Origin of the sequence: Rathayibacter sp. AY1B6 (genome assembly GCF_002932755.1) — a bacterium.
GTDB lineage: Bacteria > Actinomycetota > Actinomycetes > Actinomycetales > Microbacteriaceae > Rathayibacter.
The window spans coordinates 1-26,282 of the sequence record NZ_PSWL01000032.1; the positions used below are offsets into that span (position 1 = coordinate 1).

The window sequence follows — 26,282 nt, forward strand, 5'->3', positions numbered from 1 at the left end:
GTGGGGAGTCGTTCGGGGCAGGGGGGCGAAGAGACGGCGGAGCCGGCGGATCGAGACCTGCGGATTCGGACGACGGCGGCTGCAGCGGGGGCGAGGAGCAGGCGGATCGAGACCGGCGGGGACGACGAAGGGCCGCCCACCGGGGTGGACGGCCCTCGAGGACGGAGGGGGCTACTCCGCGGTGGGAGCGTCGACGCCGGGCTCGGCGGTGGGAGTGGGGAGCGCGGTCCGAGCGGGGTCGGCCGTCGGGGTGACGGTCGGCGTCGCGGAGGGCGCGGGGGTCAGCGTCGAGTACGCCTCGAGGGCGTTCGTGAGGACGGGGACGAGGAGCTCCTTGCCCTGCTCGGAGCCGTACTGGAAGTAGACGGGGAGCAGGCCGCCCGGGATGGTGCCGATGTCGTCCATCTGGACGGCCTCGGTGCTGTCGGGGCGCACCTCGGTGCGGCCGGGGACGGCGTCGACGGTGTCGCTGGTGCGGCCCGCGGAGCCTTCGTACTGCACCTCGACGCTCAGCGCCTCGTCGGTGGAGTTCACGAGCGTCACGATCAGGGTGCCGGCCTCGCCGTCGTCCGAGACGATCATCGCGTTGCGGATGGCGAGATCGCCGATCGTCGCGCCGACCCCGTCGCTCGGGTCGTAGATCTTGCGCGTCGCCTGCGGGGCGACGAGGTTGCAGCCGGCGGTAGCGAGGGCGACGCCGACCGCGAGAACGACGGATGCAGCGATACGCGCCTTCACAGGAACCTCCAGATCGTCGGCCCCGCTCGCCCCGGACAGGGCGACTTCACTGTGCACGAGCCGACACCAGGCTAGCGTAGCGAGCACCGCGGCTCCGCCCGTCCGGACTCCCGTCCCGCTCGGCGCGCATGGTAATCTGTCCGCCGCTGAAAGGACGTCGCATGCAGTTCGAGGTCGGAGAGACGGTCGTCTACCCCCATCACGGAGCCGCCACGATCGCCGAGGTGAAGACCCGGACGATCAAGGGCCAGGAGAAGACGTACCTGAAGCTCCGCGTCGCACAGGGAGACCTCGTCATCGAGGTGCCCGCCGACAACGTCGACCTGGTCGGCGTCCGCGACGTCATCGGCCGCGAGGGCGTCGACCGCGTGTTCGAGGTCCTGCGCGCCGAGGTCGTCGAGGAGCCGACCAACTGGTCGCGCCGCTACAAGGCCAACCTCGAGAAGCTGGGGTCCGGCGATGTCGTCAAGGTCTCCGAGGTCGTCCGCGACCTGACCCGCCGCGACCGCGAGCGCGGCCTCTCAGCGGGGGAGAAGAGCATGCTCGCCAAGGCCCGCCAGATCCTCGTCTCCGAGCTCGCCCTGGCCGAGAAGACCGACGAGGACGCCGCCTCCGTGCTCCTCGACGAGGTCCTCGCATCCTGAGCGATCCCGCCGGCGCGCCGACCGCGGCCGTCGTCGTCGTCGCCGCAGGCAGCGGCACGAGGCTCGGCCGCGAGCGCCCCAAGGCCTACGTCGACTGCGCGGGGAGGACGATCCTCGAGCGCAGCCTGCGCACGGTGCTGCTGCTCGCGGAGCCCGTGCAGATCGTCGTCGTGGCGCCCGCCGCCCTCCTCGAGGAGACGGCCGCGCTCGCGCACGCCGCCGGAGCCCCGGACGGCTCCGTCAGCGTCGTCGCCGGAGGCGCCAGCCGCCAGGAGTCGGTCGCTCGGGGACTGCGTGCGCTCGACCCGGCCGTCGAGACGGTGCTCGTCCACGACGCCGCCCGCGCGCTCACGCCCGTCGACCAGTTCGAGCGGGTGATCGCGGCGGTCCGGGCCACGGGCGGCGGAGTGATCCCCGGCCTGCCGGTCACCGACACCATCAAGCGCATCCGCGCCGACGGCGGGATCCTCGGCACGGTGGACCGCTCCGAGCTCGCCGCGGTCCAGACGCCGCAGGGCTTCCCTCGCGCGCTCCTCGACGAGGCCTACGCCTCGGCACAGGAGGACTTCACCGACGACGCGGCGCTCCTCGCCTCGCGCGGCGGTCCCTCGGTCGTCGTCGCGGGCGACCCGCTCGCCTTCAAGATCACCACCCCCTGGGACCTGGCCCGCGCGGAGCAGGTGCTCGCACCGCCGCCCGCCGTCGTCGTGCCGCGCGTCGGCATCGGCACGGACGTGCACGCGTTCGACGACGCGTCGCCGCTCTGGCTCGCCGGGCTGCACTGGCCGGGGGAGCGGGGACTGTCCGGGCACAGCGACGGCGACCCGGTCGCCCACGCGATCTGCGACGCGCTCCTGGCGGCGGCGGGTCTCGGCGACATCGGCTCCCGCTTCGGCACGGCCGACCCGCGCTTCGCGGACGCCCACGGCGAGGTCTTCCTCCGCGCCACCCGCGAACTGGTCGAGGCCGCGGGCTTCGCCATCGGCAACGTCTCGGTGCAGCTCATCGGCAACCGCCCGACGTTCTCGCCGCGGCGCGAGGAGGCGCAGAGGCTGCTCTCGGATCTGCTCGGCGCACCGGTCAGCGTCGCCGCCACCACCTCCGACGCGCTCGGCTTCACCGGCCGGGGCGAGGGGGTCGCCGCGACCGCGACCGCGCTCGTCCTCCCCGCCCCCGCGATCGCCCGGTAGTCCCCGGACGCCGCCGCCGACCCGGCCGGCAGCGGTCCGCCCGGTAAACTCGCCCGCGTGACTCTGCGACTGCATGACTCGAAGGCCCAGGCCCTCGCCGATTTCGTCCCCCTCCGCGAGAACGAGGTCGGGATGTACGTCTGCGGACCCACCGTGCAGTCCTCGCCCCACATCGGGCACCTGCGGTCCGCGCTCGCCTACGACCAGCTGCGCCGCTGGCTGGCGTACCGCGGCTTCCAGGTCACCCTGGTGCGCAACGTCACCGACATCGACGACAAGATCCTCGCCATCGCCGAGGATGCGCGGCGTCGGGCGCCCGAGGGCGCGCCGGTCGAGCAGTGGTGGGCCCTCGCCTACCGCGTCGAGCTCGAGTTCACCGCCGCGTACACGGCCCTCGGCATCCTCCCGCCGACCTACGAGCCGCGCGCGACCGCGAGCATCGCCGAGATGATCACGCTCATCCAGGCCCTGATCGAGCGCGGTCACGCCTACCCGGCGCCCGACGACTCCGGCGACGTCTACTTCGACACGCGGTCCTGGCCGGACTACGGCTCGCTCACCCACCAGCGCCTCGAGAGCATGGAGGCGGCGACCGACGCCGACCCGCGCGGCAAGCGCGACCCGCACGACTTCGCGCTCTGGAAGGGCGCCAAGCCGGAGGAGCCCGAGTCGGCCGCCTGGGCATCCCCGTGGGGCGCCGGACGCCCCGGCTGGCACATCGAGTGCTCCGCGATGTCGACGAAGTACCTCGGCACCCAGTTCGACATCCACGGCGGCGGACTCGACCTGCGCTTCCCCCACCACGAGAACGAGCTCGCCCAGTCCAGCGCCGCCGGCCACGCCTTCGCCAGCTACTGGCTGCACAACGGACTGGTGTCCGTCACCGGCCAGAAGATGAGCAAGTCGCTCGGCAACTCGGTGTTCGCCTCCGAGCTGCTCGACGCGGCCCGCCCGCTCGTCGTCCGCTACTACCTCGGCTCCGCCCACTACCGCTCCACCCTCGAGTTCCACGACGGAGCCCTCGAGGAGGCCGAAGCGGCGCTGGAGCGGATCGAGGGCTTCCTCGAGCGCTCCCGCCGCCGCCTCGACGGCACGCGGTTCGCCGCGCTCGGCGAGCCCGTGGTCCCGGAGGAGTTCGCCGAGGCGATGGACGACGACCTGTCCGTCCCGCAGGCCATCGGCGTCCTGCACGAGACCGTGCGCGCCGGCAACGCCGCCCTCGACGCCGAGGACCTCGGCTCCGTCTCGGCCCTGCGCACCCAGGTGCTCGCGATGGCGGCCGTGCTCGGCATCGACCCGGAGGCGCCCGAGTGGGCGCGCTCCGACGACGAACCCTCGTACCGCGCGCTCAGCGTGCTGGTCGACCGCCTGGTCGCCGAACGCCAGACCGCGCGCGAGCAGCGCGACTGGGCGAGCGCCGACCGCATCCGAACCGATCTCGCCGCGGCGGGAATCACGATCGAAGACACCCAGACGGGTGCGCATTGGAGTCTCGATGGCGAATAAGCCCGGCCGCCCCGGAGCGGTCCGAAAGAAGAGCAAGGGCAAGGCCGTCGGTTCCGGCGGTCAGGGCCGTCAGGCCCTCGAGGGCAAGAAGCCCACGCCCAAGGCCGAGGACCGGCCGTACCACCCCGCAGGCAAGGCGAAGCTCGCGCGCGAGCGCTTCGTCGCCGCCGGCGGCAAGGGCCGCCCCGGCGGAGCCCTCACCGCGGCCGCCCGCGGACAGGGGCGCCCCGCTCCGTCGCGCAAGCCCAAGAGCGGCGACGACTTCGAGATGGTGACGGGCCGCAACTCGGTCCTCGAGGCGCTGCGCGCCAGCATCCCGGCGACAACCCTCTACCTGGCGACCCGCATCGAGATGGACGACCGGGTCAAGGAGGCGCTGAAGATCGCCACCGCCCGCGGCCTGCCCGTGCTCGAGGTCATGCGCCCGGAGCTCGACCGCCTCGCCGGCCCCGACTCGGTGCACCAGGGCCTCGTGCTCAAGGTGCCGCCCTACGAGTACGCCCACCCGAGCGACCTGCTCGAGCGCAGCGTCTCCCGCGGAGCCGTCCCCCTCCTCGTCGCGCTCGACGGCATCACCGACCCGCGCAACCTCGGAGCGATCATCCGCTCCGTCGCCGCGTTCGGCGGACAGGGCGTCATCGTCCCGCAGCGCCGCTCCGTCGGCCTCAACTCCGCCGCCTGGAAGACCTCCGCCGGAGCCGCCGCACGCATCCCCGTCGCGATGGCGTCCAACCTCACCGCCATGATCAAGGACTTCAAGCGCGCGGGCGTCTTCGTCATCGGACTCGACGGCGACGGCGACGTGATGCTGCCCGGCCTCGAACTCGCCGACCGGCCGCTCCTCGTCGTCGTCGGCAGCGAGGGCAAGGGCCTCTCCCGGCTCGTCACCGAGCAGTGCGACGCCGTCGTCTCCATCCCGATCAGCTCCGCCACGGAATCCTTGAACGCCGGGATCGCGGCGTCGGTGGCGCTCTACGAGATCTCCAGACTCCGCTCCGAGTAGCGCGCGCGCGGGCGCCGGCACGGCGATCTGCGGCGTTGTCGTCGGGCGCGATACCGCCGGTATCGCTTCCTCCTCCGCCTTGCAGCTCACCGCGCCGGCGCCCGCGCTACGGGGCTGGAGGGGGTGAGGCGCCGCCTGCGGCGAGCGGAGACGGGCGCCGCCTGCGGCGAGCGGGAATGGGCGCCGCCTTCGGCGAGCGGGAATGGGCGCCACCTGCGGCGAGCGGAGACGGGCGCCGCCTTCGGCGAGCGGGAACGGGCGCCGCCTTCGGCGGGCGGGAATGCGAAGAGGGCCCGTGCGGACAGCGCGGGGCCTCTTGAAGTGGGAGGGGTCAGACGTTCTTCGTCCAGTCGACGTCGGCGTCCTCGTCGGTGAGCTCGGCGTCGCCGGACTCGTCGAGGACGAGGTTCGGGAGGGTCAGCGCCTCGGTGGGAGGAGCGATGACCGTCGCCTCGTCGCGGCGGTGACGCAGGATGTCGTTCACGTAGGCGGTGACCGCCTCCGCCAGGGGGACGTCGCGCGCCTGCTGCTGCGACATGAACCAGCGGTGCTCGAGCAGCTGATGGAACATCTCGGCCGGCTCCAGGCGACCCTTGAGATCACGGGGGATCGAGCGGATGACCGGCTCGAACACCTGCGCCAGCCACTCGTGCGCCACCATCTCCTCGTCCAGGCCCTGTTTGTCGTAGGTCGCCGTGTACGAGTCGAGGTCGTTCAGCAGGCGCCGCGCCTGGTTCTCCTGCGCGTCCAGCCCGGTGAGACGGAGCAGCCGCCGCTGGTGGTGGCCGGCGTCGACCACCTTCGGCTGGATCCGCACCGTCGAACCGGCCTCGTCGGTCTTGATCGCGAGCTCCTCGATGTCGAAGCCCAGCTCGTTCAGCCGGTTCACGCGGTCGTTGATCCGCCAGCGCTCCGAGGTCGCGAACGACTCCGCACCGGTCAGCTCCTTCCAGAGGCTGCGGTACGCCGCGACGATGCCGTCGGAGACGGTGATCGGGTCGAGGTCGTCGTCGACGCGTCCGCCCGCCTCGAGGTCGAGCAGCTCACCGGCGATGTTGACGCGGGCGATCTCCAGATCGTTCTCGCGCTGGCCGTTCGAGAGGCCGCCCGAGTAGAGCTGCCCGGTCTCCGCATCGACCAGGTAGGCGGCGAAGGCGCCGGCATCGCGCCGGAAGAGGGTGTTCGAGAGCGACACGTCGCCCCAGAAGAAGCCGATCACGTGCAGGCGGACCAGGAGGAGCGCCAGCGCGTCGACCAGGCGGGTCGCCGTGTCCGGCCGCAGCGTCTGCGAGAACAGCGCCCGGTAGGGGAGCGAGAACTTGAGGTGACGGGTGACCAGCACCGCGGGCAGGGCCTCACCCTCGTCGTCGGTGCGGTTCGTGATCACGGCGCCCGGCACCACGCACGGCACGTCGAGGCGCTGCAGCGTCTTCAGCATCTCGTACTCGCGCCGCGACATCTCGGCCGTCGTCTCCTTGACGGCGACGACGTGTCCGGAGAGGTGCGCGAAGCGGACCGTGTGCCGCGAGATGCCCTTCGGCAGAGCGGCGATGTACTCGTCGGGCCAGTCGTCGAGCCGCAGGTTCCACGGCAGGTCGAGCAGGGCCGGGTCGACGGTGGCCGAGGTGATGTTCAGGGAGCCGGACATGGTGCGCCGTTCGTGTCGCGTGTCGGACGGTGGGGGAGCCGCAGACGACGCTGCCGCCGCCCTGGAGGGGACGGCGGCAGCGTGCGGTGCAGGAGGAGGCTCAGGAGAGGCGCTCGCCCGACTCCGCGTCGAAGATGTGCACGCGGTGGTTCGCGGTCACGTACACGCGGTCGCCCGCGGTGGGGTGCACGCGGCCGTCGACGCGCGCGACGATGTCGGTCCGGCGGCCCTCGACCTCGGTGTGGCCGTAGAGGTAGCCGTCCGAGCCGAGCTCCTCGATGAGGTCGACCTCGATCGGCAGTCCGCCGGGCTGGGTCGAGACGGTGACGTCCTCGGGGCGCACGCCGAGCGTGACGACCTTCTGGCTCGTCTTCGCGAGCGCCTCGCGGGCGATCGGGAGGACGGTGTCGCCGAACTTGACGCCGCCGTCGGTGACGTCCGCGTGGAACAGGTTCATCGCGGGCGAGCCGATGAAGCCGGCCACGAAGACGTTGTTCGGGTTCTCGTACAGGTCGCGGGGCGATCCGACCTGCTGGAGGAGGCCGTCCTTGAGGACCGCGATGCGGTCGCCCATGGTGAGCGCCTCGGTCTGGTCGTGGGTGACGTAGACCGTGGTGATGCCCAGGCGGCGCTGCAGCGTGCCGATCTGGGTGCGGGTGGACACGCGGAGCTTGGCGTCGAGGTTCGACAGCGGCTCGTCCATGAGGAAGACCTGGGGCTTGCGGACGATGGCGCGGCCCATCGCGACACGCTGGCGCTGACCACCGGAGAGCGCCTTCGGCTTGCGGTTGAGGTAGGGCTCGAGGTCGAGCATCTTCGCGGCCTCGAGGACCCGCGCGGCGCGCTCGTCCTTGTTCACGCCGGCGATCTTGAGCGCGAAGCCCATGTTCTCGGCGACGGACATGTGCGGGTACAGCGCGTAGTTCTGGAAGACCATCGCGATGTCGCGGTCCTTCGGCGGAACGTCCGTGACGTTGCGGTCGCCGATGAGGATGCGGCCCTCGTTGACCTCTTCGAGGCCGGCGAGCATGCGCAGGGAGGTGGACTTGCCGCAGCCGGAGGGGCCGACGAGGACGAGGAACTCGCCGTCGCCCACCTCGAGGTTGAGCTTGTCGACGGAGGCGCGAGTGGCCCCGGGGTAGACGCGGGACGCGTGGTCGAAAGTTACGGACGCCATTGTTCTTGCTCCTTCACCGGCAGGTACGTGCCGGACGATCCGAGTGAATGGAAGTGATGGTCATCATCGCGTGGGCGACTCCGACCAACCGTCACAGTATGCCACGGGGCCGACAATCGTCGGTCGGGCGCCCCGTATCCGTCGTTTGGAGGTTTCCCAGGGCTCGCGCGTAGGATTCCGGCGAGTCGCGCCAGGCGACCCCCTTCTTCCCCCTCTCTCATTCGGAGCGTTCTTGTCATGACCACCGGCGGAGCCAACGACCGTCTCTCGAAGAACCAGCGACGAGAGGCCGCCCGAGAGAAGGCGCGCCGCCTGCGCGAGCAGCAGAAGCGCCGCGACCGTGTGAGCCGCTTCGCCCTGCAGGGCGGGCTGGCCGCCGTCGTGATCGCGGTCGTCGTCATCGTGGTCTTCGCCGTCACCTCCAGCATCCGCCCCGCGGGCCCCGGCCCGGCGAACATGGCGAGCGACGGCGTGGTCGTCGGCGAGAACATGGTCGCGCAGGCGAGCGGCGCCGTCGCCGCCGACGGGACGCCCACTCCCAGTGCGCTCGACACCTCGGGCGGCACGGTCGACATCCGGGTCTACCTCGACTACCTCTGCCCCTACTGCGGCCAGTTCGAGAAGACCAACGGCGACCAGATCAAGGAGTGGGTGACCAGCGGTGCCGCGACGGTCGAGATCCACCCGATCGCCATCCTCACGACCCGCTCCAACGGCACCAAGTACTCGGAGCGCTCGGCCAACGCCGCCGCGTGCGTCGCGGACCGCTCGCCCGACTCCTTCTTCGACTTCAACTCCCTGCTCTTCGCCGACCAGCCGGCGGAGGGGACCGACGGCCTGTCGGACGACCAGCTGAAGGACTACGCCTCGCAGGCCGGCGTCGAGGACACGGCGGCCGTGAACACCTGCATCGACGACCAGAGCTTCGTGAGCTGGGTCCGCGCCGCGACCGAGCGCGCCACCTCGGGTCCGCTCCCCGGCACGGACGTGCCCGCCGTCACCGGCACCCCGACCGTCCTGGTCAACGGCGAGGCGTACTCGGGCTCGCTGACCGATCCGGACGCGTTCAGCTCGTTCGTGCTCTCGGCCGCCGCCGACTCGTACTCGTCGGCGACTCCCGCGCCCTCCTCCTCCGAGACCCCGGCGCCGACCGAGACGCCCGCCACGACCGAGACCCCTGCCTCGACCGAGACCCCGGCTCCCGGCGACGCCCCGGTCTCCACCGAGGCTCCCGCCTCCTCCGAGCCGACCCCGGCCGCCGCGGGCTGAGCTCCGGACGCGGAGAACCCGCGCTCAGGCAGAAGGCCCCGACCGCACGCAGCGGTCGGGGCCTTCTGCCTTTCCTGAGCCGACGACGGGACTTGAACCCGTAACCGCCCGATTACAAGTCGGGTGCGCTACCAATTGCGCCACGTCGGCAGGTGCGCTCATGCCCCCGGCCACCCTATCGCGGGCCCCGGATCCGCTCGGATCGGGGCCCGCCGGGGCTCACGGCTCGAGGATGCTGAGGTGCCGTTCGGCGGGAGCGGGGCGCTTGGGGCCGCCGATCTTCCCGTCGGGACGGCCGACGTAGAGCCAGCCGAGCAGCTCCTCGCCCTTCTCGAGGCGGTGCGCCTTCCGCACGGCCTTGTCGCGCGTGTAGGAGCCGGTGCGCCAGAAGACGCCCCAGCCCGCCTCGTCGAGCAGCAGGCTCAGGACGTGGGCGACGCCCGAGGCGACGGCCTCCTGCTCCCAGGCCGGCACCTTCGACTTCTTGACGCTGACCACGACGGCCAGCAGCAGGGAGGCGCGGTGCGTCTTCTCGATGTACTTCCGGGGGTCCTTCTTCGCTCCCGAGGCGACCGCGAAGCTGCGGCCGACCCGGTCGCGGGCGGCGCCGCGGATCTCGATGACCCGCCACGGGCGCAGCGAGCTGTGATCGGCGAGACGCGACGCCGCCGAGACGAACGCCGCGATCTCGTCGTGCCCCGGAGCCTCCGGCGTCACCTTAGAGCGCGAACGGCGCGCGAGGACGGCCTCGAGCACGGGGGAGGAGGGCACGGTCACTCGCCCTCGGCCTGGAAGTTCAGGGCGATCGAGTTCATGCAGTAGCGGTCGCCGGTGGGCGTGCCGAAGCCGTCGGGGAAGACGTGCCCCAGGTGCGATCCGCAGTTCGCGCAGCGGACCTCGGTGCGGACCATGCCGAGAGTGCTGTCCTCGATCAGCTGGACGGCGTCCGGGTTCACGGACTCGTAGAAGCTCGGCCAGCCGCAGCCGGAGTCGAACTTGGTGCCGCTCTTGAAGAGCTCGGCACTGCAGGCGGCGCAGGTGTAGAGGCCGGCGCGGTGCTCGTCGAGCAGCTCGCCGGTCCACGGGCGCTCGGTGGCCGCTTCGCGCAGGACCGCGTACTGGTCGCGGTCGAGCTCCTCGCGCCACTCGGCGTCGGACTTGTTCACGGAATACGACGACATGGGTCTCCCTCGGAATCCTCGTCAGTGTACGGGGGCGGTCGCGCCCCTCCACCTGGTCCAACCCCCGGGACGACGGCTCCATTCCGCCTCCGCGGGCTGTGGAGGAGACTCGCCGCCGCGGCGCCGCGACGCGGTCGCGAGCCGTTCGGAGCGCCTCCCCGGCGGCGGCCGCGGGCCTGCCTACCCTGGGGGGATGAGCAGGACGACGGACCCGAGGCCGGGCACCGGTCTGTCCGAGCGAGAGCTGCGGGTGCTCGCCTTCGAGCGCGAGTGGACCGCCCGCTCCGGCGACAAGGACGACGCGATCCGCTCCCAGTTCGGACTGTCGGCCGCCCGCTACTATCAGGTGCTCAGCGCGGTGCTCGCCTCTCCGGCCGCCCTCGCGCACGACCCGATGCTCGTCACGCGGCTGCAGCGCATCCGTGATCAGCGCGCCGGCGCCCGCGCCTCGCGACGCCTCGGGCGCCTCGAGTAGACGAGCTGCTCGAGTCCACCAACGGAAGGCCGGCCGTACCCCCGATGTCGAACACGCACCCGAGAGACCGCTTCGACGAGGTCCCGGCGACGGAGGCGCGCGTCGGCGCCCACCGCCGGCCGCCGGCTCCCCACGCCCGCGCCGTCGCCCTCGCGTGGGCGGCGCTCGCCACCGGAGTCATCGTCCTGCTCGGCTTCATCGGGCTGCTGGTCATCGACGACCGGGTGCAGTTCACGGACGTCTTCACCCCGCCCACCGCGACCGCCGAGGCGACTCCGACCGCGGCCGCGACGCTCGATCCCGAGCTCGCCGTCGCCGTCCTCAACGGCACCGCCACCGTCGGACTCGCCGCCAGCGCCGGCGACGCCCTGACGACGGCCGGCTGGAGCGTCCCGACCGTCGCGAACGCGAACACCGAGGACATCGCCGCCACGACGGTCTACTTCAGCGACCCGGCGCTCGAGGGAGCGGCCCTCGGTCTCGTCGACTCGCTCGGAACGGGGACCGTCCTGCTCTCGCAGGACTTCGTCGAGACGGGCTCCGTCGTCGTGGTCCTGGGGTCCGACTACGCCTCCGAGCAGGGCTGATCGGGACCCTCTGTTACGGGCACGTTTCCTCCGTGTTGAATCCCGGGCAACTCTTCCCCGCGACGCCCTCTCCAGCCCCTGCCGGGCCCGATCGTCGGATTAGTATTCCTGACCAGGCACCAGCACATCGCTCGTGCCGCGGGCATCACAGCACTGGGGAGTACAGAGATGGCGAACGGAACCGTCAAGTGGTTCAACGCTGAGAAGGGCTACGGCTTCATCACGGTCGACGGCGGCGGACAGGACGTCTTCGTCCACTACTCCGCGATCGACATGTCGGGGTACAAGGTCCTCGAGGAGGGGCAGCAGGTCGCGTTCGAGGTCGGCACGGGGTCGAAGGGCCCGCAGGCCGAATCGGTCCGCCCGGCCTGACCGCCGAGCCTCCCGGGAGCCGTCGTCCGCCTCGTGCGGGCGGCGGCTCCTTCGTGTCGGAGCGCGTGCCGGTCGCTTGCACTCGTCCACCGCGAGTGCCAGAATCGACCTTGGCACTCGCTCCGGTCGAGTGCCAGCACAGACATTTCACGACGTCCGGGAGGGACGAGAAACACACATGGCCAAGATCATTGCTTTTGACGAAGAAGCCCGCCGCGGCCTCGAGCGTGGACTCAACACTCTGGCCGACGCGGTCAAGGTGACCCTCGGCCCGCGCGGCCGCAACGTCGTCCTCGAGAAGAAGTGGGGCGCTCCCACCATCACGAACGACGGCGTCTCCATCGCCAAGGAGATCGAGCTCGACGAGCCGTACGAGAAGATCGGCGCCGAGCTCGTCAAGGAGGTCGCCAAGAAGACCGACGACGTCGCCGGCGACGGAACCACCACCGCGACCGTCCTCGCTCAGGCGCTCGTCCGCGAGGGCCTGCGCAACGTCGCGGCCGGCGCCGACCCGATCAGCCTCAAGAAGGGCATCGAGAAGGCCGTCAAGGCCGTCACCGCCGAGCTCATCGCCGGCGCGAAGGCGATCGAGACCAAGGAGGAGATCGCGGCGACCGCCTCCATCTCCGCCGCGGACCCCGAGATCGGCGCGATCATCGCCGAGGCGATCGACAAGGTCGGCAAGGAGGGCGTCGTCACCGTCGAGGAGTCGAACACCTTCGGCACCGAGCTCGAGCTCACCGAGGGCATGCGCTTCGACAAGGGCTACCTGTCGCAGTACTTCGTGACCGACCCCGACCGCCAGGAGGCGGTGTTCGAGGACCCCTACATCCTCATCGTCAACTCCAAGGTCTCGAACATCAAGGACCTGCTCCCCGTCGTCGACAAGGTGATCCAGGCGGGCAAGCAGCTGCTGATCATCGCCGAGGACGTCGACGGTGAGGCGCTGGCGACCCTGGTCGTCAACAAGATCCGCGGCATCTTCAAGTCGGTCGCCGTCAAGGCTCCCGGCTTCGGCGACCGTCGCAAGGCGCAGCTCCAGGACATCGCGATCCTGACCGGCGGCCAGGTCATCTCCGAGGAGGTCGGCCTCAAGCTCGAGAACGTCACCCTCGACCTGCTCGGCTCGGCCCGCAAGGTCGTCATCACCAAGGACGAGACCACGATCGTCGAGGGTGCCGGCGACGCCGAGGCCATCGCCGGCCGCGTCGCGCAGATCCGCGGCGAGATCGAGAACACCGACAGCGACTACGACCGCGAGAAGCTCCAGGAGCGCCTCGCGAAGCTCGCCGGCGGTGTCGCGGTCATCAAGGCCGGAGCGGCGACCGAGGTCGAGCTCAAGGAGCGCAAGCACCGCATCGAGGACGCCGTCCGCAACGCGAAGGCCGCCGTCGAGGAGGGCATCGTCGCCGGTGGTGGCGTCGCCCTCATCCAGGCCGGCAAGCTCGCCTTCGAGAAGCTCGAGCTCGTCGGAGACGAGGCGACCGGCGCGAACATCGTCAAGGTCGCCATCGACGCCCCGCTCAAGCAGATCGCCCTCAACGCGGGCATGGAGCCCGGCGTCGTCGCTGCGAAGGTCCGCGAGCTCCCCACCGGACACGGCCTCAACGCCGCGACCGGCGAGTACGTCGACCTCATCGCCGCGGGCATCATCGACCCGGTCAAGGTCACGCGCTCCGCTCTGCAGAACGCGGCGTCGATCGCCGGCCTCTTCCTCACCACGGAGGCCGTCGTCGCCGACAAGCCCGAGAAGAACCCGGTCGCCGCGGGCGGCGACCCCACCGGAGGCATGGACTTCTAGTCCAGGCCCCCACCAGGCAGAAGGCGGTTCCCCTCCGGGGGAGCCGCCTTCTGCCTTTGAGGGTGCGCGTGAGCGTGCAGGCGAGCGTGCAAGCAGATGCTCCTGGACGGGACCCCGCGATCACGACGGCGGTTCTCCTTCGGGGGCATCGCATCCCGTACCCTCCGGGTCCTCTCGATCGGCACCGGCAGCGGAGGCGCGCAGGGTGCGGCCCGGGCCACGTCGCGACGCGGAGGATCGGGGAGCAGAGGTCCTCGGCCGGACGGATGCGGACGGCGACTCCGCCGGATCCGCGGACGCGGCGTTCAACGTGCGTCGGCTCTGGTCTCCGGCGGTGCGGGCGGGCTCGCGGCCCGGTGGTCCCGAGGAGGAGAGAGTGAGCCGTGCGCGGCCGCTCGGGCGGGGTGCGCGAGGTCCCGATCGCCCGGGTGGGTCGATCCGTGCCGCCCGGGGACGTCGACAGGAGAGCGCGGAACGGAGCGGCCCCGCCGGGAGACGGACCGCGGTGCGGATCAGACCGAGGCGGGGGAGGTCTCGCCGTTCTGACCGACGGTCAGCAGCGGCAGCGCGACACGGAAGGTCGCGCCTCCACCCGGCGTCTCGACGACGTCCACGCGGCCCTTGTGCGCGGCGACGATCGAGGAGACGATCGCCAGCCCCAGGCCGCTGCCGCCGGTCTCGCGGGTCCGCGACGTGTCCGCGCGCCAGAAGCGCTGGAAGATCTTCTCGCGGATCTGCGGGGGGATGCCCTCGCCGTGGTCGATGACCTCCAGCAGGGCGAGTCGGCGGGAGCGGTCGACGGCGACGCCGATCTCGATCGGAGTGTCCTCGGGCGTGTAGCGGACGGCGTTGCCGATCAGGTTCGTCAGGACCTGGCGGATCTTGTTCTCCTCCGCCATCACCATCGCCGGCACGCCCGGCTCCTCGGGGGCAGTGGCGGTGCCGGCGGCGATCTCCTCGGCGTTGACCCGGCGCGGACGCCGGCGGAAGCGGGCGAGCCGGGCTCCTGCCGCGGCGATCGGTCCGGTGAGCCCGGGGTTCGTCAGCTCCATGGGCTGCGTGGCGGAGGCGCCGGCCTCGTCGAGCTCGAGCGCAGGCGTCTCGACAGGGGTGTCGTCGCGGGTCTCGACGCCGAAGTCGCGGTCGGGCCAGGAGGCCATCGCGTCCATCGCGGCGTCGCGGGCGAGCGGCATCAGGTCCACGGGCGCGAGCGCGAGCGGCTTCGTCTCGTCGAGGCGTGCGAGCTCGAGGAGGTCCTCGACCAGGCCGCCCATCCGGATCGCCTCCTTCTCGATGCGCTCCATCGCCTGGCCGACCGCCTCGGGCGTCTGCAGAGCGCCCATCCTGTACAGCTCGGCGTAGCCGCGGACGGAGACGAGCGGGGTGCGCAGCTCGTGGCTGGCGTCGCCGACGAAGCGGCGCATCTGGTCGATCGTGCGGGCGCGGTCGCGGAAGGCGGAGTCGATCCGCCCGAGCATCGCGTTCAGGGAGCGGTTGAGGCGCCCGACCTCGGTGTTGGGCGTCGTGCCGTCCAGGCGCTGGCTGAAATCGCCGTCGGCGATGGCGGCGGCGGTCTGCTCGACCTCGCGCAGCGGAGCGAACGTCGTGGTGACCAGCAGGCGGGTGAGGAGCGCGCCGATCACGACGATCGCGACTCCGAACCCGAGGAAGATCGTGAGGTACGTCGTCATGATGACGTCGACGCTGCGGGTCGACACCGCGAGCAGGAGCGTCTGGTACTCGGTGCCCCTCGTGAACACCGTCGACATGACGTGGTACTCGACCTTGCCGTTGGAGCTCCAGATCTCCATCGGCTTGTCGCCGCCCTGCAGCGCCTGCTCGAGGGTGAAGGTCTGCGGGAAGGCGGGATCGGCCGCGCCGGACGCGTTCGTGTTGTCGAGCGTGCCGTACTGGTCGTAGACGGCGCCGAAGTCGGCCTTGGACTCGTCGATCGCGGCGAGATCCTTGACGGAGAGGTCGCTCGCCGTCCGCTGGACCTGGTCGGCCAGCTGCGCGTCGAGCTGCGCGACGAGTTGCGGCTTCAGCATCGTCATCGTCCCGATACCGGAGACGAGGAGTCCCAGCGTGAGCAGGAGGACCGTGACGGCGGTGATCTTCGTGCGCAACGAGATGGAGTTCCACCGCTCGGCCAGACCCTGGTGCATGGCGGTGGAACTCCCTCGGGATCGGCGGGCGCCGCGCCTCCGACGGGAGGTGGCGCCGAGGTGGCGGAGGCTAGGCCTTCGCGACCTTCAGCATGTATCCGAATCCTCGCTTGGTCTGGATGAGCGATTCCTCCGAATGCGTGTCGAGCTTACGTCGCAGGTACGAGATGTAGGACTCGACGATGCCCGCATCGCCGTTGAAGTCGTACTCCCACACGTGGTCGAGGATCTGCGCCTTGCTGAGCACCCGGTTCGGGTTGAGCATCAGGTAGCGGAGCAGCTTGAACTCGGTGGGGCTGAGCTCCACCGGCTCGTCGCCGACGAGGACCTCGTGCGTGTCCTGGTCCATCGTCAGCTCGCCGGCGCGGATGACCGCGTCCTCCTCGGCGTGCATGGTGCGGCGGAGGATCGCCTTGATGCGCGCGACGATCTCGTCGAGGCTGAACGGCTTGGTGACGTAGTCGTCGCCTCCGACGGTGAGGCCCGTGATCTTGTCCTCGGTGTCGTCCTTCGCCGTGAGGAAGAGGATGGGGGAGGTGTATCCGGCCGAGCGGAGGCGCTTGGTCACGCCGAAGCCGTTCATGTCCGGGAGCATGACGTCGAGGATGATCAGGTCCGGCTCCTCCTCGAGGACCGCCGAGATGGCCTGGGCCCCGTTGCCGACCGCCCGCACGGCGAAGCCGGCGAAGCGGAGGCTCGTGGTGAGCAGGTCTCTGATGTTGGGCTCGTCGTCGACGATGAGAATGCGGGGTCCGTCCATGCAGGACAGTATCTGGCCGTCGGCTGTGCGGAGTCTGGGAGTGGGTTGTCCGGGCGCTCGGTGCCTGCTCGGCGGCGGGGAACGCCGGATCCGCGGCGGAGCAGAAGGAGGAGATCGCGGCCGGTCAGGACTGCGCGCGGCGGCGCCGGACCCCCACGATCAGCATCGCGATCATCATGAGGAACGCGATCGGCAGGCCCACCAGCGGCACGGCGAAGACGAACCGCCAGAACGGGCCGGTGTACTCGCGGATCCCGAGCGCGGGGGCTACCAGGATCGCGAGGAACGCGAGGACCGTCACGACGATGATCGCGATGAACATGTAGGCGAGCGTGCGCTCCGCGCGTCCGATGCCCGCCGGCTCCTGTGGCTTCACCCGTCAAGGATAGGGCGGCCCCGGTCGACTAAACTGATGGCTGCTTCATTTCCAGGAGGGGTCTGCATGCCTACCGGCAAGGTCAAGTTCTACGACGAGGAGAAGGGCTTCGGCTTCATCAGCACTGATGACGGCCAGGAGGTCTTCCTGCACGCTTCCGCGCTGCCCTCCGGGACCGCGGTCAAGGCCGGCACCCGCCTCGAGTTCGGCATCGCCGACGGCAAGCGCGGGGCGCAGGCGCTCTCGGCGCGCGTCCTCGACGCCCCGCCGAGCCTGGTGAAGCTCAACCGGAAGTCCGCGGACGACATGTCCGTGATCGTGGAGGACACGGTCAAGCTGCTCGACGGGATCGGCGCCGGGCTCAAGCGCGGTCGCTACCCCGACAAGGCGCACGGGCGCACGATCGCGGCGCTCCTGCGCCGGGTTGCGGACGAGCTGGATGCCTGACGCCGACGGCACGACCGACGAGCACGGCCCGATCGACGAGACCGTCGCCGCTCCGACCCCGGAGGACGCTCCCGTGGAGCAGTCCTCGGGAGAGGGCGACTCCGTCGCCGAGCAGGACACGACTCCTGCCGAGCAGGACCCTTCCGCAGAGGAGGCGAGCGGAGCCGACGAGGCGATCGCCGCTGACCCGGCGGCTGGTGACGACGAGGCTCCTTCCGGCGGGGCCGAGGGCGACCCCGCCCTCCCGGTGACCGAGGCTCCCGCCCACGACTCCGCCTCTGCAGAGGAGACTCCTCCGGCCGAGGACGTCGCCGCTGCGGCGGAGGCCTCCGGCTCGGACGCGGCGACCGTAGAGGACGCGAGTTCTGCAGAGGATGCCGCTCCCGTTCCCGACGACCGTTCCGAGACCGATCCCGCATCGGCGGCGGACACGCTTCCGGCCGACGGCGACGCTTCCCCGGGAGAGGCGGACGAGGCCGCAGCGGTTCAGGCTCCCGAGCCCGTCTACGAGGCGGACGCCGTGCTCGCGGGGTCACTCGATGCCGCTCGTGCGGCGCTCGCCGAGATCGCCCCGGAGGGGACGATCGGCGAGCTGGTGACGACTCTCGCGCAGGGCGAGCACGTCGTGTCGCTGCAGTTCGCGAACCTCATGCGCGGGTACCCGGGCTGGCTGTGGACGGCGACGCTGTCCCGGATCGACGAGACCGAGGACGTGAACGTCCTCGAGGTCGAACTGCTGCCGGGCGAGGGCGCCGTCCTCGCTCCGGACTGGGTGCCGTGGTCCGTGCGTCTCGCCGACTACCAGACCGCGCAGGACGCGCTCGGCGAGGAGGTCGAGAACGCGGACGACGACGAGCTCGAGGAGGCCGAGGACGAGGACCTCGACGACGAGGAGGACGACTCCGAGGAGGACGACTCGGACGACGACGACTCCGAGGAGGACGACTCCGAGGAGGACGACTCCGAGGAGGACGACTCCGAGGAGGACGACTCCGACGAGGACGACTCCGATGACGAGGACTCGGACGACGTCGAGCCCGAGCCCGCTCCCGCCCCGACGACCCGTCGCCGTCGCCGTCGCCGCTGATCCCCTCCGGCGCCGCCCGATGAGCATCGACTCCGACACCCGCATCGCCTATCCCGACGGCGCCGTGCGCTCCTCCGGGCGCGTGCTGCACGTGGGCCGGCTGGACGACGGCCGCTGGGCGGTGGTCCTCGATACGACTGCCGCCCACCCGGTCGACCCGACGTGGCCCGATCAGGGGCCCGATCACGGTGCGCTGGTCGTGGCGGGGGAGCGGCTGCGCCTCCTCGACTGCCGCATCGGGGCGTGGCAGGGCGGCGAGCTGCACCTGGGCGAGCGGCTCCCGGCACGGCTCGGCACTCCGGACTGGAGCTTCGTCGTCGTCCACATCGTCGACGACGCCTCCTCACTCCAGACGGACGTCGAGGTCGACGTCGACGTCGAGGTCGACGCGGAGCACCGGCGCGAGCTCTCCCGCGGGCACACCGCCTGCCACCTCGCCTCCCTCGCCCTGAACGCCGCTCTGGCCTCGTTCTGGTCGAAGCCGGCTCGCACCGACGCCCTCGGGAACCCGGACTTCGACCAGGCGGCCGTCCAGACCTCGCGGATCCGCGAGTCCGGCTCCACCGACGTGTACCGCCTCGGCAAGTCCCTCCGACGCAGCGGGATGGACACCGCCCGCCTGCAGGCGGAGGTCCGCGAGGTGCAGGAGCGGATCGACGCCCTCCTCGCCGAGTGGATCGCCTCGGACGCGCAGGTGCGCATCGAGCGCGACGACGACCTCCTCAGCACGCGGCGGACATGGCGCTGCACCCTCCCCGCCGGGGACGCCGCGATCGCCTGCGGTGGGACCCACGTCGAGCGGCTCTCCGAGTTCACCGGACTGCGCGTCCGTCTCGAGCTGGAGGCCGACGGCACCGGGCTCCGGATGGAGACCGACGCGCTCTAGCGGCGGTTGCGGCTGTAGAACAGCCCGATCGTGCCGAGGACCAGTCCGATCACGACGGTCGACAGGACGACCGGCTCGACGACGGCTCCGATGGCCGATGCCACGAGCACGGCCGCGAGGGCGACGGCCCAGACGACGCACCCGACCAGCAGAGCCGTCGCGTCGTCGCTCGCGTAGGGCGGCGGCGCGGGCCGCCGCTCCTCCTCGCGCAGCCACAGCCGCATGGGGAGCCTCAGACCGCCAGGCGCTCGAGGACGTGATCGATGCAGCCGAGCAGCGAGCGGACGTCGTCCGGCTCTATCGCGACGAACGTGGCCACGCGCAGCTGGTTGCGGCCGAGCTTGCGGTACGGCTCGGTGTCGACGATCCCGTTCGCCCGGAGGATCTTCGCGACGAGAGCGGCGTCGACGGAGGCGTCGAAGTCGACGGTCGCGACGACCTGCGACCGGTGCTCGGGCACCTCGACGAACGGAGTGGCGAGGCTCGACGCCTCGGCCCAGTCGTAGATCGCCGAGGAGGACTCGGCCGTGCGCGCCGATGCCCAGGCCAGACCGCCGGACGCGTTCATCCACTCGAGCTGCGACTCCATCAGCAGGAGCGTCGAGAGCGCCGGAGTGTTCAGCGTCTGGTCGAGGCGCGAGTTGTCGACCGCGTTCTTGAGGCTGAGGAACTCGGGGATGTAGCGGCCGCTCGCCGCGATGCGCTCGATCCGCTCGATCGCGGCGGGCGAGAAGAGGCCGAACCAGAGTCCGCCGTCGGAGGCGAAGTTCTTCTGCGGGGCGAAGTAGTAGACGTCGGCCTCGGCGATGTCGACGTCGATGCCGCCCGCCGCGCTGGTGGCGTCGATGACGGTGAGCGCGCCCTCGTCGCCGCGGACCCTGCGGACCGGAGCCATCACTCCGGTGCTCGTCTCGTTGTGGGGCCACGCGTAGACGTCGATCCCCTCGACGATCTCGATCTCGCTCCGCGATCCCGCGGGGGCGGAGACGACGTGGGCCGGCTCGAGGAAGGGCGCGGAGGCGGCCGCCGCGAACTTCTGGCCGAACTCGCCGAACGTGAGGTTCTCGGCGCGGCGCTCGATGAGGGAGAAGGCCGCGGCGTCCCAGAAGGCGGTCGAGCCGCCGTTGCCCAGAAGGACTTCGTAGCCCTCGGGGATGCGGAACAGCGTGGCGAGGTGCTCGCGCACGCGGCCGACGAGGTCCTTCACGGGCGCCTGGCGGTGCGAGGTCCCGAGCAGGTGCGCGCCCTGGGTCGCGAGGTGGGCGAGCTGGTCGTGCCGCACCTTGGACGGGCCGCAGCCGAACCGTCCGTCGTGGGGGAGCAGCTCGCGAGGAATGGTGAGGTCCGGCATGCGTTAATACTAGGGTTCCCGGCCCGCACCCCTCCTCCGAGCGACGGAGGCCTGCGTCGCGCCGCAGCGCCGATGCTGCTTCGTGGCGACCACTAGGGTGGAGCGCGCCGAGACGGGAAGGCTGAGATGACGGATCTGATCGACACCACCGAGATGTACCTGCGCACCATCCTCGAGCTCGAGGAGGAGAACATCATCCCGCTGCGCGCGCGCATCTCGGAGCGGCTCAGCCACTCCGGGCCGACGGTGTCGCAGACCGTGGGGCGCATGGAGCGCGACGGCCTCGTCGTCGTCTCGGGCGACCGCCACCTCGAGCTCACCTCCGACGGCCGCCGCAAGGCGATCCACGTCATGCGCAAGCACCGCCTCGCCGAGCGGCTCCTCCACGACGTCATCAAGCTCGACTGGGAGTTCGTGCACGAGGAGGCCTGTCGCTGGGAGCACGTGATGAGCGAGCAGGTCGAGCGCCGTCTCCTCGAGATGCTCGACCACCCGACGGAGTCGCCCTACGGCAACCCGATCCCGGGCCTGGACGAGCTCGGCGACACCCCCGCCTCCCGCTTCGCCGACGGCGTCATCAGCCTGCCGCGCTTCGTCGCCGGGTCGAGCGAGCCCCGCCGCGGCGTCGTGCGGCGCCTGGGCGAGCCGGCTCAGGTCGATCCGGAGCTCCTCCTCCAGCTCAAGCAGGCCGGCGTCGTCCCCGGTGCCGAGGGCGAGTTCTCGGCCCTCAACGGCTACGTGCTCGCGCGCATCGACGGAGTCGAGGCGGGCATCGAGCTGCCCAACGAGGTCGCGGCGCACATCTTCCTCGTCGTCTGATCAGCCCTTCTCTGGGAGCGGCCCGTACGGGCCCTTACCGCATCCGGTGACCGGCGTCGAACGGGAGAGCGGTCTCTTCCCGCCGAGAAGGTGACAAATCGGTAACGGTCGCTTACGCTCTGTGGAGCCCTGCGGCCGAGCCTCGGTCCCAGGGCGCGGGATCCGACGCCCCCACACCCGTCTCGGATCCTGTGCACACCGATGCTTCGTGCATGAGACGGGACAGCTGCCTGGGCTGAGGGGACGTCGGAGGATCTTCCCCTTGCCCCAGAACCCCCTTACCCCGAACGAGGACGCCGGCTCGCCCGACCGGTTCCGCTCCAACCACCCCGACCGCTCCGGCGACGCGACCTTCGAGAACCGGCCCCCGGTCATCCGCGCCCGGATCCACGGGGACGCACCCGTCTCCCGTCGCGCCGTTCCCGCGGCTCCCGCCCGCCGCGCGGACATCACCGACTTCGTGCCGTCGCCGGCCGGCACCCCGCGCAAGCGCCGGGGCCGGGTCGTCGGCAAGGTCGCGATGGTCGGCTTCGCCGGTGCGCTGGTCGCGACCATGGCGCTCCCCGCCTACGCCTTCACTCCGGGCAGCCAGGACGACGGCCTGTTCGCGGCGTCGCGCGCCGACCTCCTCCGCCAGGGCTCCGCTCAGACCGTGGCCGTCGACGGTGGAGTGGTGCAGGCCGCGATCGCCCGCGACGGCTTCTCGGCCGAGGCGGCGCCCCCGCCGCCGCCCGCCCCGGAGCCCGAGCCCGTCGTGGTCGCCGAGCCCGTCGTGGACACGAGCGACGTCGCCGAGGCTCGCGCCGAGACCGCCGAGGAGTTCAACTCCTACTCCGGTGCCTCCGCCAGCGAGATCGCGGCCGCCGCCCCGACCACCAGCTACAGCCTCTCGGCCGTGTTCACCACCGCGATGCAGTACCAGGGCGTGCCCTACGTCTTCGGCGGAGCCGACCCGAGCGGCTTCGACTGCTCCGGCTTCGTGATGTACGTCTTCGCCCAGTACGGCATCTCGATGCCGCACTCGGCCGCGGGTCAGGGCGCCATGGGCACTCCGGTCTCGCTCGCCGACGCTCAGCCCGGCGACCTCGTGATCATGGACGGCCACGACGGCTTCTACGCGGGAAACGGCAACATCCTGCACGCGCCGTACGAGGGCGCGAGCGTCCGCGTGCAGCCGCTGTGGACCTCCGACTACCGGATCGTGCGCATCAACGGCTGACCCGGTCGATCCGCTCGAGAGCCCGTCCCCTCCTGGAGGGGGCGGGCTCTCGTCGTCCCCGTGTGAACGCCGCGTGACGAATCCGGACCGACCCCTGGTGTTCCGGGCGCGAAGGGTTAACCTGAACCCCAGTCCGCTCGCGTGGCGAGCGGATCGATTCGTCGAGGGACGGAGTGCCGGGATGGCCGAGCGGAGCGGGCGCCACAGCGTGGGGCTGCGCTCGCGCGTGCGGGCGGCCGAGTCGGTACGCGCGCGGGTCCTCACCGCGGCGGTGCACTCCTCCGACACGCGGATACGACTCCACGTCATCGCGCGGCACTCCGCCGCGGCCTCGCAGGGCGCCGTCATCACGACGGCGCCCTTGCTCGTGGCCGCGACGTCGTCTCGCGACGGCGTGCGACAGCACGGAGGTCACTGATGCGCACTCTGGTTCTGAACGCCGGCTACGAGCCTCTCGCGGTGGTGTCGTTCAAGCGGGCCCTGGTCCTGCTGATGACGGAGAAGGCGACCGTGATCGCTGCGGACGAGGGCAATCCGGTGCACAGCGCGCACGGCGACCACGTGCGGCCCTCGGTGATCGTGCTGACCCGGTACGTCCGCATCCCGAGCGGCCGGAGCGTGCCGGTGTCGCGGCGCGGCGTGCTCCGCCGGGACAACCACCGCTGCGGCTACTGCGGTCAGCACGCGGCGACGATCGACCACATCCAGCCCAAGTCGCGCGGCGGCCGCGACACGTGGGAGAACCTCGTCGCCTGCTGCCAGCGCTGCAACAACGTCAAGAGCGACCGCACCCCGCACGAGATGGGCTGGCGCCTGCGGACCGTCCCCCGGATGCCGCGCGCCGGCTCCTGGCTCGTGCGCGGCGCGGAGCGGACGCAGCCCGACTGGGACGACTACCTCGCCCCCGCAGCCTGACGGGCCGCTCCTCTCCGCGAGATGCCACTTGGGACGGGGTCCGACGGCGTGTCGGCATCACAGGTGGCATCTCGCGAAGGGGGAGGTAGGGGCGGGGCTATTCGTTGTCGTTGCCCGTGTTGGCGCTGGCGTTGCCGGAGCGCTCGCCGGCCCAGGTCCAGTTCGCGACCTCGGGGATGTCCTCGCCGTGCTCGCGCGTGTAGGCGCGGGCGCGGATGCGGGCGTCCTGCATCTCCTGGCGGAGACCGGCGGCGCGGGCGCCGAGGCCGGGGGTCCGGTCGATGACGTCGATCACCAGCGAGTAGCGGTCCAGGTCGTTGAGCATCACCATGTCGAACGGAGTGGTGGTGGTGCCGTTCTCCTTGTACCCGCGCACGTGCAGGTTGCCGTGGCCGGTCCGCTTGTAGGTCAGGCGGTGGATGAGCCACGGATAGCCGTGGTACGCGAACACGATCGGGCGGTCGGGGGTGAAGATCGCGTCGAACTCGAGGTCGGAGAGGCCGTGCGGGTGCTCCGACTCCGACATCAGGCGCATCAGGTCGACCACGTTGACCGTGCGGATCGCGAGGTCCGGCAGCTTCTCGCGGAGGATGCTCACCGCCGCGAGGGTCTCCAGCGTCGGCACGTCGCCCGCGCAGGCGAGCACGACGTCCGGGGACTCGCCCTGCCGCTCGCTGCTCGCCCACTCCAGGATGCCGAGCCCGCGGGTGCAGTGGGCGACCGCCTCCGCCATCGTGAGCCACTGGGGCGAGGGCTGCTTGCCGGCGACGACCACGTTGACGTAGTCGACGCTGCGGAGGCAGTGGTCGTACGTCGAGAGCAGCGTGTTCGCGTCGAAGGGCAGGTAGACGCGCACGACCTCCGGCTTCTTGTTGACGACGTGGTCGATGAAGCCGGGGTCCTGGTGGCTGAAGCCGTTGTGGTCCTGGCGCCAGACGTGGCTCGAGAGGAGGTAGTTGAGGCTCGCGATCGGGCGGCGCCACTCGATGTCGCGGGTCCCGTCCAGCCATTTGGCGTGCTGGTTGAACATCGAGTCGATGATGTGGATGAACGCCTCGTAGCACGTGAAGAGCCCGTGGCGGCCGGTGAGCAGGTAGCCCTCCAGCCAGCCCTGGCACTGGTGCTCCGAGAGGACCTCCATGACGCGGCCGGCGCGGGCGAGGTGATCATCGAGGGGGCTGAGCTCGGCGTCCCACTGCTTGTCCGTGGCGGCGTACACCGACTGCAGGCGGTTGCTCGCGACCTCGTCGGGCCCGAACAGGCGGAAGTTGGTCGGGTTGGCGCGGATGACGTCGGCGAGCCACTCGCCGAGCACCTTCGTCGCCTCCGCGACGGTGCCGCCCGGCTGCTCGACCACCACCTCGTAGCGGCGGAAGTCGGGAAGGTCGAGCGTCTGCCGCAGCAGCCCGCCGTTCGCATGCGGGGTCGCGCTCATGCGCAGCTCGCCCTCGGGGGCCAGCGAGCGCACGCGATCGACCACGCCGCCGTCCTCGGTGAAGAGCTCTTCGGGGCGGTAGGAGCGGAGCCAGTCCTCGAGCAGGCGGGTGTGCGCCTCCGTGTCGCGGGCGTTGGGCAGCGGGACCTGGTGCGAGCGGTAGGTGCCCTCGACCTGGACGCCGTCGATCTCGGTCGGGCAGGTCCATCCCTTCGGAGTCTTCAGCACGATCATCGGCCAGGCCGGACGGGAGAGGTCGCCGGCGGCGGCGCGCTCCTTGATCGCGGCGATGCGGTCGAGCACCGTGTCGAGGACGTCGGCGAACCGCTCGTGCACGCGCATGGGATCCTCGCCGTCGAAGCCTCCCTCGACGAGGAACGGCTCGTGGCCGTAGCCGCGGAGGAGGCTGTCGAGCTCCTCCTGCGGGATCCGGGCGAGGACGGTCGGGTTCGCGATCTTCCAGCCGTTGAGGTGCAGGATCGGCAGGACGACGCCGTCGGTGAGCGGATTCACGAACTTGTTGGAGTGCCAGCTGGTGGCGAGCGGGCCGGTCTCGGCCTCCCCGTCGCCCACGACCGCCGCGACCAGCAGGTCCGGGTTGTCGAAGGCCGCTCCGTAGGCGTGGCTCAGCGCATAGCCGAGCTCGCCGCCCTCGTGGATGCTGCCCGGGGTCTCGGGGGCGGCGTGGCTCGGGATGCCGCCGGGGAAGCTGAACTGGCGGAACAGCCGGCGCAGGCCCTCCTCCGACTCGTCGATGTGGGAGTAGATCTCGCTGTAGGTGCCGTCGAGGTAGGCGTTGGCGACCATGCCCGGTCCGCCGTGGCCGGGACCGGTGATGTAGAGGGTCGGCTGGCGGCGCTCTCGGATCGCGCGGTTCAGGTGCGCGTAGATCAGGTTGAGACCGGGGGTGGTGCCCCAGTGGCCGAGAAGGCGGGGCTTGATGTCGTCCCGGCTCAGCGGGGTCTTCAGGAGCGGATTCGCGAGCAGGTAGATCTGCCCGACCGCGAGGTAGTTCGCGGCGCGCCACCAGGCGTCGACCGTGTCGAGAGTGTCCTGGGTGAGCTCGGCGTCAGCCGGTCGGGCGATCCAGCTGTGCTCGGGGACGGGCAGGAGGGACGGAGCGGGGGAGTCGGCCATGTGTTCACGCTGGCACCCGGACGCCCGGGGCGGAAGGGCCTTGCAGGCCCGGCTCCGGAGGGTGTCGGCCCGCCCCGCTCGGCGGATGGGTGCC

Annotated in this window: 26 protein-coding genes and 1 tRNA gene; 15 read left to right on the forward strand and 12 right to left on the reverse strand. The window is 71.3% G+C overall.

Features of this window, described 5'->3' with window-relative positions; translation table 11 throughout:
• Positions 1–171: 171 nt before the first annotated feature.
• Positions 172–738, reverse strand: a complete 567-nt coding sequence (locus tag C5D08_RS14825) for a hypothetical protein (protein WP_104277694.1) — start codon at positions 736–738, stop codon at positions 172–174.
• Positions 739–899: 161 nt separating this feature from the next.
• Between C5D08_RS14825 and C5D08_RS14830 the strand changes: the two genes are divergently transcribed.
• The 4 genes from C5D08_RS14830 to rlmB are packed head-to-tail and all read left to right on the forward strand — an operon-like array spanning position 900 to position 5,081.
• Positions 900–1,382: a CarD family transcriptional regulator gene (locus tag C5D08_RS14830; protein ID WP_104277695.1), complete on the forward strand. Its 483-nt coding sequence runs from the start codon at positions 900–902 to the stop codon at positions 1,380–1,382.
• A complete protein-coding gene (gene ispD, locus C5D08_RS14835) occupies positions 1,376–2,572 on the forward strand; it encodes a 2-C-methyl-D-erythritol 4-phosphate cytidylyltransferase (protein WP_181110233.1) in 1,197 nt (398 codons plus the stop codon). The genes C5D08_RS14830 and ispD overlap by 7 nt, the downstream gene beginning before the upstream one ends.
• 57 nt (positions 2,573–2,629) lie before the next feature.
• A complete protein-coding gene (cysS, locus tag C5D08_RS14840; RefSeq protein WP_104277696.1) occupies positions 2,630–4,078 on the forward strand; it encodes a cysteine--tRNA ligase in 1,449 nt (482 codons plus the stop codon).
• Positions 4,068–5,081: a 23S rRNA (guanosine(2251)-2'-O)-methyltransferase RlmB gene (gene rlmB, locus C5D08_RS14845; RefSeq protein ID WP_104277697.1), complete on the forward strand. Its 1,014-nt coding sequence runs from the start codon at positions 4,068–4,070 to the stop codon at positions 5,079–5,081. Before cysS ends, rlmB begins: the two co-directional genes overlap by 11 nt.
• Positions 5,082–5,412: 331 nt before the next feature.
• On the opposite strand, the gene C5D08_RS14850 is transcribed toward rlmB, so the two are convergent.
• Both C5D08_RS14850 and C5D08_RS14855 read right to left on the reverse strand, forming a co-directional pair.
• The gene (locus tag C5D08_RS14850) at positions 5,413–6,729 is read right to left on the reverse strand and encodes a DUF4032 domain-containing protein (protein WP_104226481.1); all 1,317 of its coding nucleotides are present in this window, start codon (positions 6,727–6,729) and stop codon (positions 5,413–5,415) included.
• A gap of 100 nt (positions 6,730–6,829) precedes the next feature.
• Positions 6,830–7,906, reverse strand: coding sequence for an ABC transporter ATP-binding protein (locus C5D08_RS14855; protein WP_104224593.1), 1,077 nt, complete (start codon positions 7,904–7,906; stop codon positions 6,830–6,832).
• Between the two features lie 237 nt (positions 7,907–8,143).
• On the opposite strand from C5D08_RS14855, the gene C5D08_RS14860 reads away from it, so the two are divergent.
• Entirely contained in the window at positions 8,144–9,175 is a 1,032-nt protein-coding gene (locus tag C5D08_RS14860) for a thioredoxin domain-containing protein (RefSeq protein WP_104277698.1), read from the forward strand.
• 77 nt (positions 9,176–9,252) lie between these two features.
• Here the strand turns inward: C5D08_RS14860 and C5D08_RS14865 are convergent.
• The 3 genes from C5D08_RS14865 to msrB form a co-directional block, all read right to left on the reverse strand.
• A tRNA-Thr gene (locus C5D08_RS14865) sits at positions 9,253–9,325 on the reverse strand.
• A gap of 69 nt (positions 9,326–9,394) precedes the next feature.
• Complete coding sequence (locus C5D08_RS14870; protein ID WP_104277699.1) at positions 9,395–9,952, reverse strand: nitroreductase family protein; 558 nt, start codon at positions 9,950–9,952, stop codon at positions 9,395–9,397.
• Positions 9,949–10,356 carry a peptide-methionine (R)-S-oxide reductase MsrB gene (gene msrB / locus C5D08_RS14875; RefSeq protein WP_104277700.1) on the reverse strand — a complete coding sequence of 136 codons (408 nt, stop codon included), beginning with the start codon at positions 10,354–10,356 and terminating at the stop codon, positions 9,949–9,951. The genes C5D08_RS14870 and msrB overlap by 4 nt, the downstream gene beginning before the upstream one ends.
• Before the next feature lie 193 nt (positions 10,357–10,549).
• On the opposite strand from msrB, the gene C5D08_RS14880 reads away from it, so the two are divergent.
• From C5D08_RS14880 to groL, 4 genes are all read left to right on the forward strand, one after another.
• Positions 10,550–10,831: a DUF3263 domain-containing protein gene (locus C5D08_RS14880; protein WP_104224597.1), complete on the forward strand. Its 282-nt coding sequence runs from the start codon at positions 10,550–10,552 to the stop codon at positions 10,829–10,831.
• Positions 10,832–10,875: 44 nt separating this feature from the next.
• Entirely contained in the window at positions 10,876–11,418 is a 543-nt protein-coding gene (locus tag C5D08_RS14885; protein WP_104277701.1) for a LytR C-terminal domain-containing protein, read from the forward strand.
• A gap of 168 nt (positions 11,419–11,586) precedes the next feature.
• Positions 11,587–11,790 (forward strand): cold-shock protein, encoded by a 204-nt coding sequence (locus tag C5D08_RS14890; RefSeq protein WP_104224599.1) that lies wholly within the window; start codon positions 11,587–11,589, stop codon positions 11,788–11,790.
• Positions 11,791–11,968: 178 nt separating this feature from the next.
• Positions 11,969–13,591, forward strand: coding sequence for a chaperonin GroEL (groL, locus tag C5D08_RS14895; RefSeq protein WP_104224600.1), 1,623 nt, complete (start codon positions 11,969–11,971; stop codon positions 13,589–13,591).
• Positions 13,592–14,103: 512 nt separating this feature from the next.
• Here the strand turns inward: groL and C5D08_RS14900 are convergent.
• From C5D08_RS14900 to C5D08_RS14910, 3 genes are all read right to left on the reverse strand, one after another.
• Positions 14,104–15,756: a HAMP domain-containing sensor histidine kinase gene (locus C5D08_RS14900; protein ID WP_104277702.1), complete on the reverse strand. Its 1,653-nt coding sequence runs from the start codon at positions 15,754–15,756 to the stop codon at positions 14,104–14,106.
• Between the two features lie 70 nt (positions 15,757–15,826).
• On the reverse strand, positions 15,827–16,516 hold the full coding sequence (locus C5D08_RS14905) for a response regulator transcription factor (protein ID WP_055787731.1): 690 nt from the start codon (positions 16,514–16,516) through the stop codon (positions 15,827–15,829).
• Between the two features lie 124 nt (positions 16,517–16,640).
• A complete protein-coding gene (locus tag C5D08_RS14910) occupies positions 16,641–16,892 on the reverse strand; it encodes a hypothetical protein (RefSeq protein ID WP_258067425.1) in 252 nt (83 codons plus the stop codon).
• Between the two features lie 66 nt (positions 16,893–16,958).
• On the opposite strand from C5D08_RS14910, the gene C5D08_RS14915 reads away from it, so the two are divergent.
• From C5D08_RS14915 to C5D08_RS14925, 3 genes are read left to right on the forward strand one after another with little or no spacing between them, the layout of a single operon-like run.
• Positions 16,959–17,339, forward strand: coding sequence for a cold-shock protein (locus tag C5D08_RS14915; RefSeq protein ID WP_104224602.1), 381 nt, complete (start codon positions 16,959–16,961; stop codon positions 17,337–17,339).
• Positions 17,332–18,426 carry a DUF3027 domain-containing protein gene (locus C5D08_RS17100; protein ID WP_104277703.1) on the forward strand — a complete coding sequence of 365 codons (1,095 nt, stop codon included), beginning with the start codon at positions 17,332–17,334 and terminating at the stop codon, positions 18,424–18,426. Before C5D08_RS14915 ends, C5D08_RS17100 begins: the two co-directional genes overlap by 8 nt.
• Before the next feature lie 19 nt (positions 18,427–18,445).
• On the forward strand, positions 18,446–19,312 hold the full coding sequence (locus C5D08_RS14925) for a metal-dependent hydrolase (RefSeq protein ID WP_104277722.1): 867 nt from the start codon (positions 18,446–18,448) through the stop codon (positions 19,310–19,312).
• Here the strand turns inward: C5D08_RS14925 and C5D08_RS14930 are convergent.
• Together C5D08_RS14930 and serC are read right to left on the reverse strand one after the other, a co-directional pair.
• Complete coding sequence (locus tag C5D08_RS14930) at positions 19,309–19,536, reverse strand: DUF2530 domain-containing protein (RefSeq protein ID WP_104277704.1); 228 nt, start codon at positions 19,534–19,536, stop codon at positions 19,309–19,311. The two genes, C5D08_RS14925 and C5D08_RS14930, sit on opposite strands and share 4 nt — an antisense overlap.
• An 8-nt stretch (positions 19,537–19,544) precedes the next feature.
• Positions 19,545–20,663, reverse strand: coding sequence for a phosphoserine transaminase (serC, locus tag C5D08_RS14935; RefSeq protein WP_104277705.1), 1,119 nt, complete (start codon positions 20,661–20,663; stop codon positions 19,545–19,547).
• A 126-nt stretch (positions 20,664–20,789) separates the two neighbouring features.
• Here serC and C5D08_RS14940 point away from each other — a divergent pair, with 126 nt between their 5' ends.
• The 3 genes from C5D08_RS14940 to C5D08_RS14955 all read left to right on the forward strand — a co-directional run bounded on the left by C5D08_RS14940 (position 20,790) and on the right by C5D08_RS14955 (position 23,616).
• Entirely contained in the window at positions 20,790–21,482 is a 693-nt protein-coding gene (locus tag C5D08_RS14940; RefSeq protein WP_104277706.1) for a metal-dependent transcriptional regulator, read from the forward strand.
• A 262-nt stretch (positions 21,483–21,744) separates the two neighbouring features.
• Positions 21,745–22,701: a C40 family peptidase gene (locus C5D08_RS17105; protein WP_258065258.1), complete on the forward strand. Its 957-nt coding sequence runs from the start codon at positions 21,745–21,747 to the stop codon at positions 22,699–22,701.
• A gap of 417 nt (positions 22,702–23,118) precedes the next feature.
• Entirely contained in the window at positions 23,119–23,616 is a 498-nt protein-coding gene (locus C5D08_RS14955) for an HNH endonuclease (protein ID WP_104224608.1), read from the forward strand.
• Between the two features lie 97 nt (positions 23,617–23,713).
• Here the strand turns inward: C5D08_RS14955 and C5D08_RS14960 are convergent, their stop codons facing one another.
• Complete coding sequence (locus C5D08_RS14960) at positions 23,714–26,188, reverse strand: phosphoketolase (RefSeq protein WP_104277708.1); 2,475 nt, start codon at positions 26,186–26,188, stop codon at positions 23,714–23,716.
• Positions 26,189–26,282 lie beyond the last annotated feature (94 nt).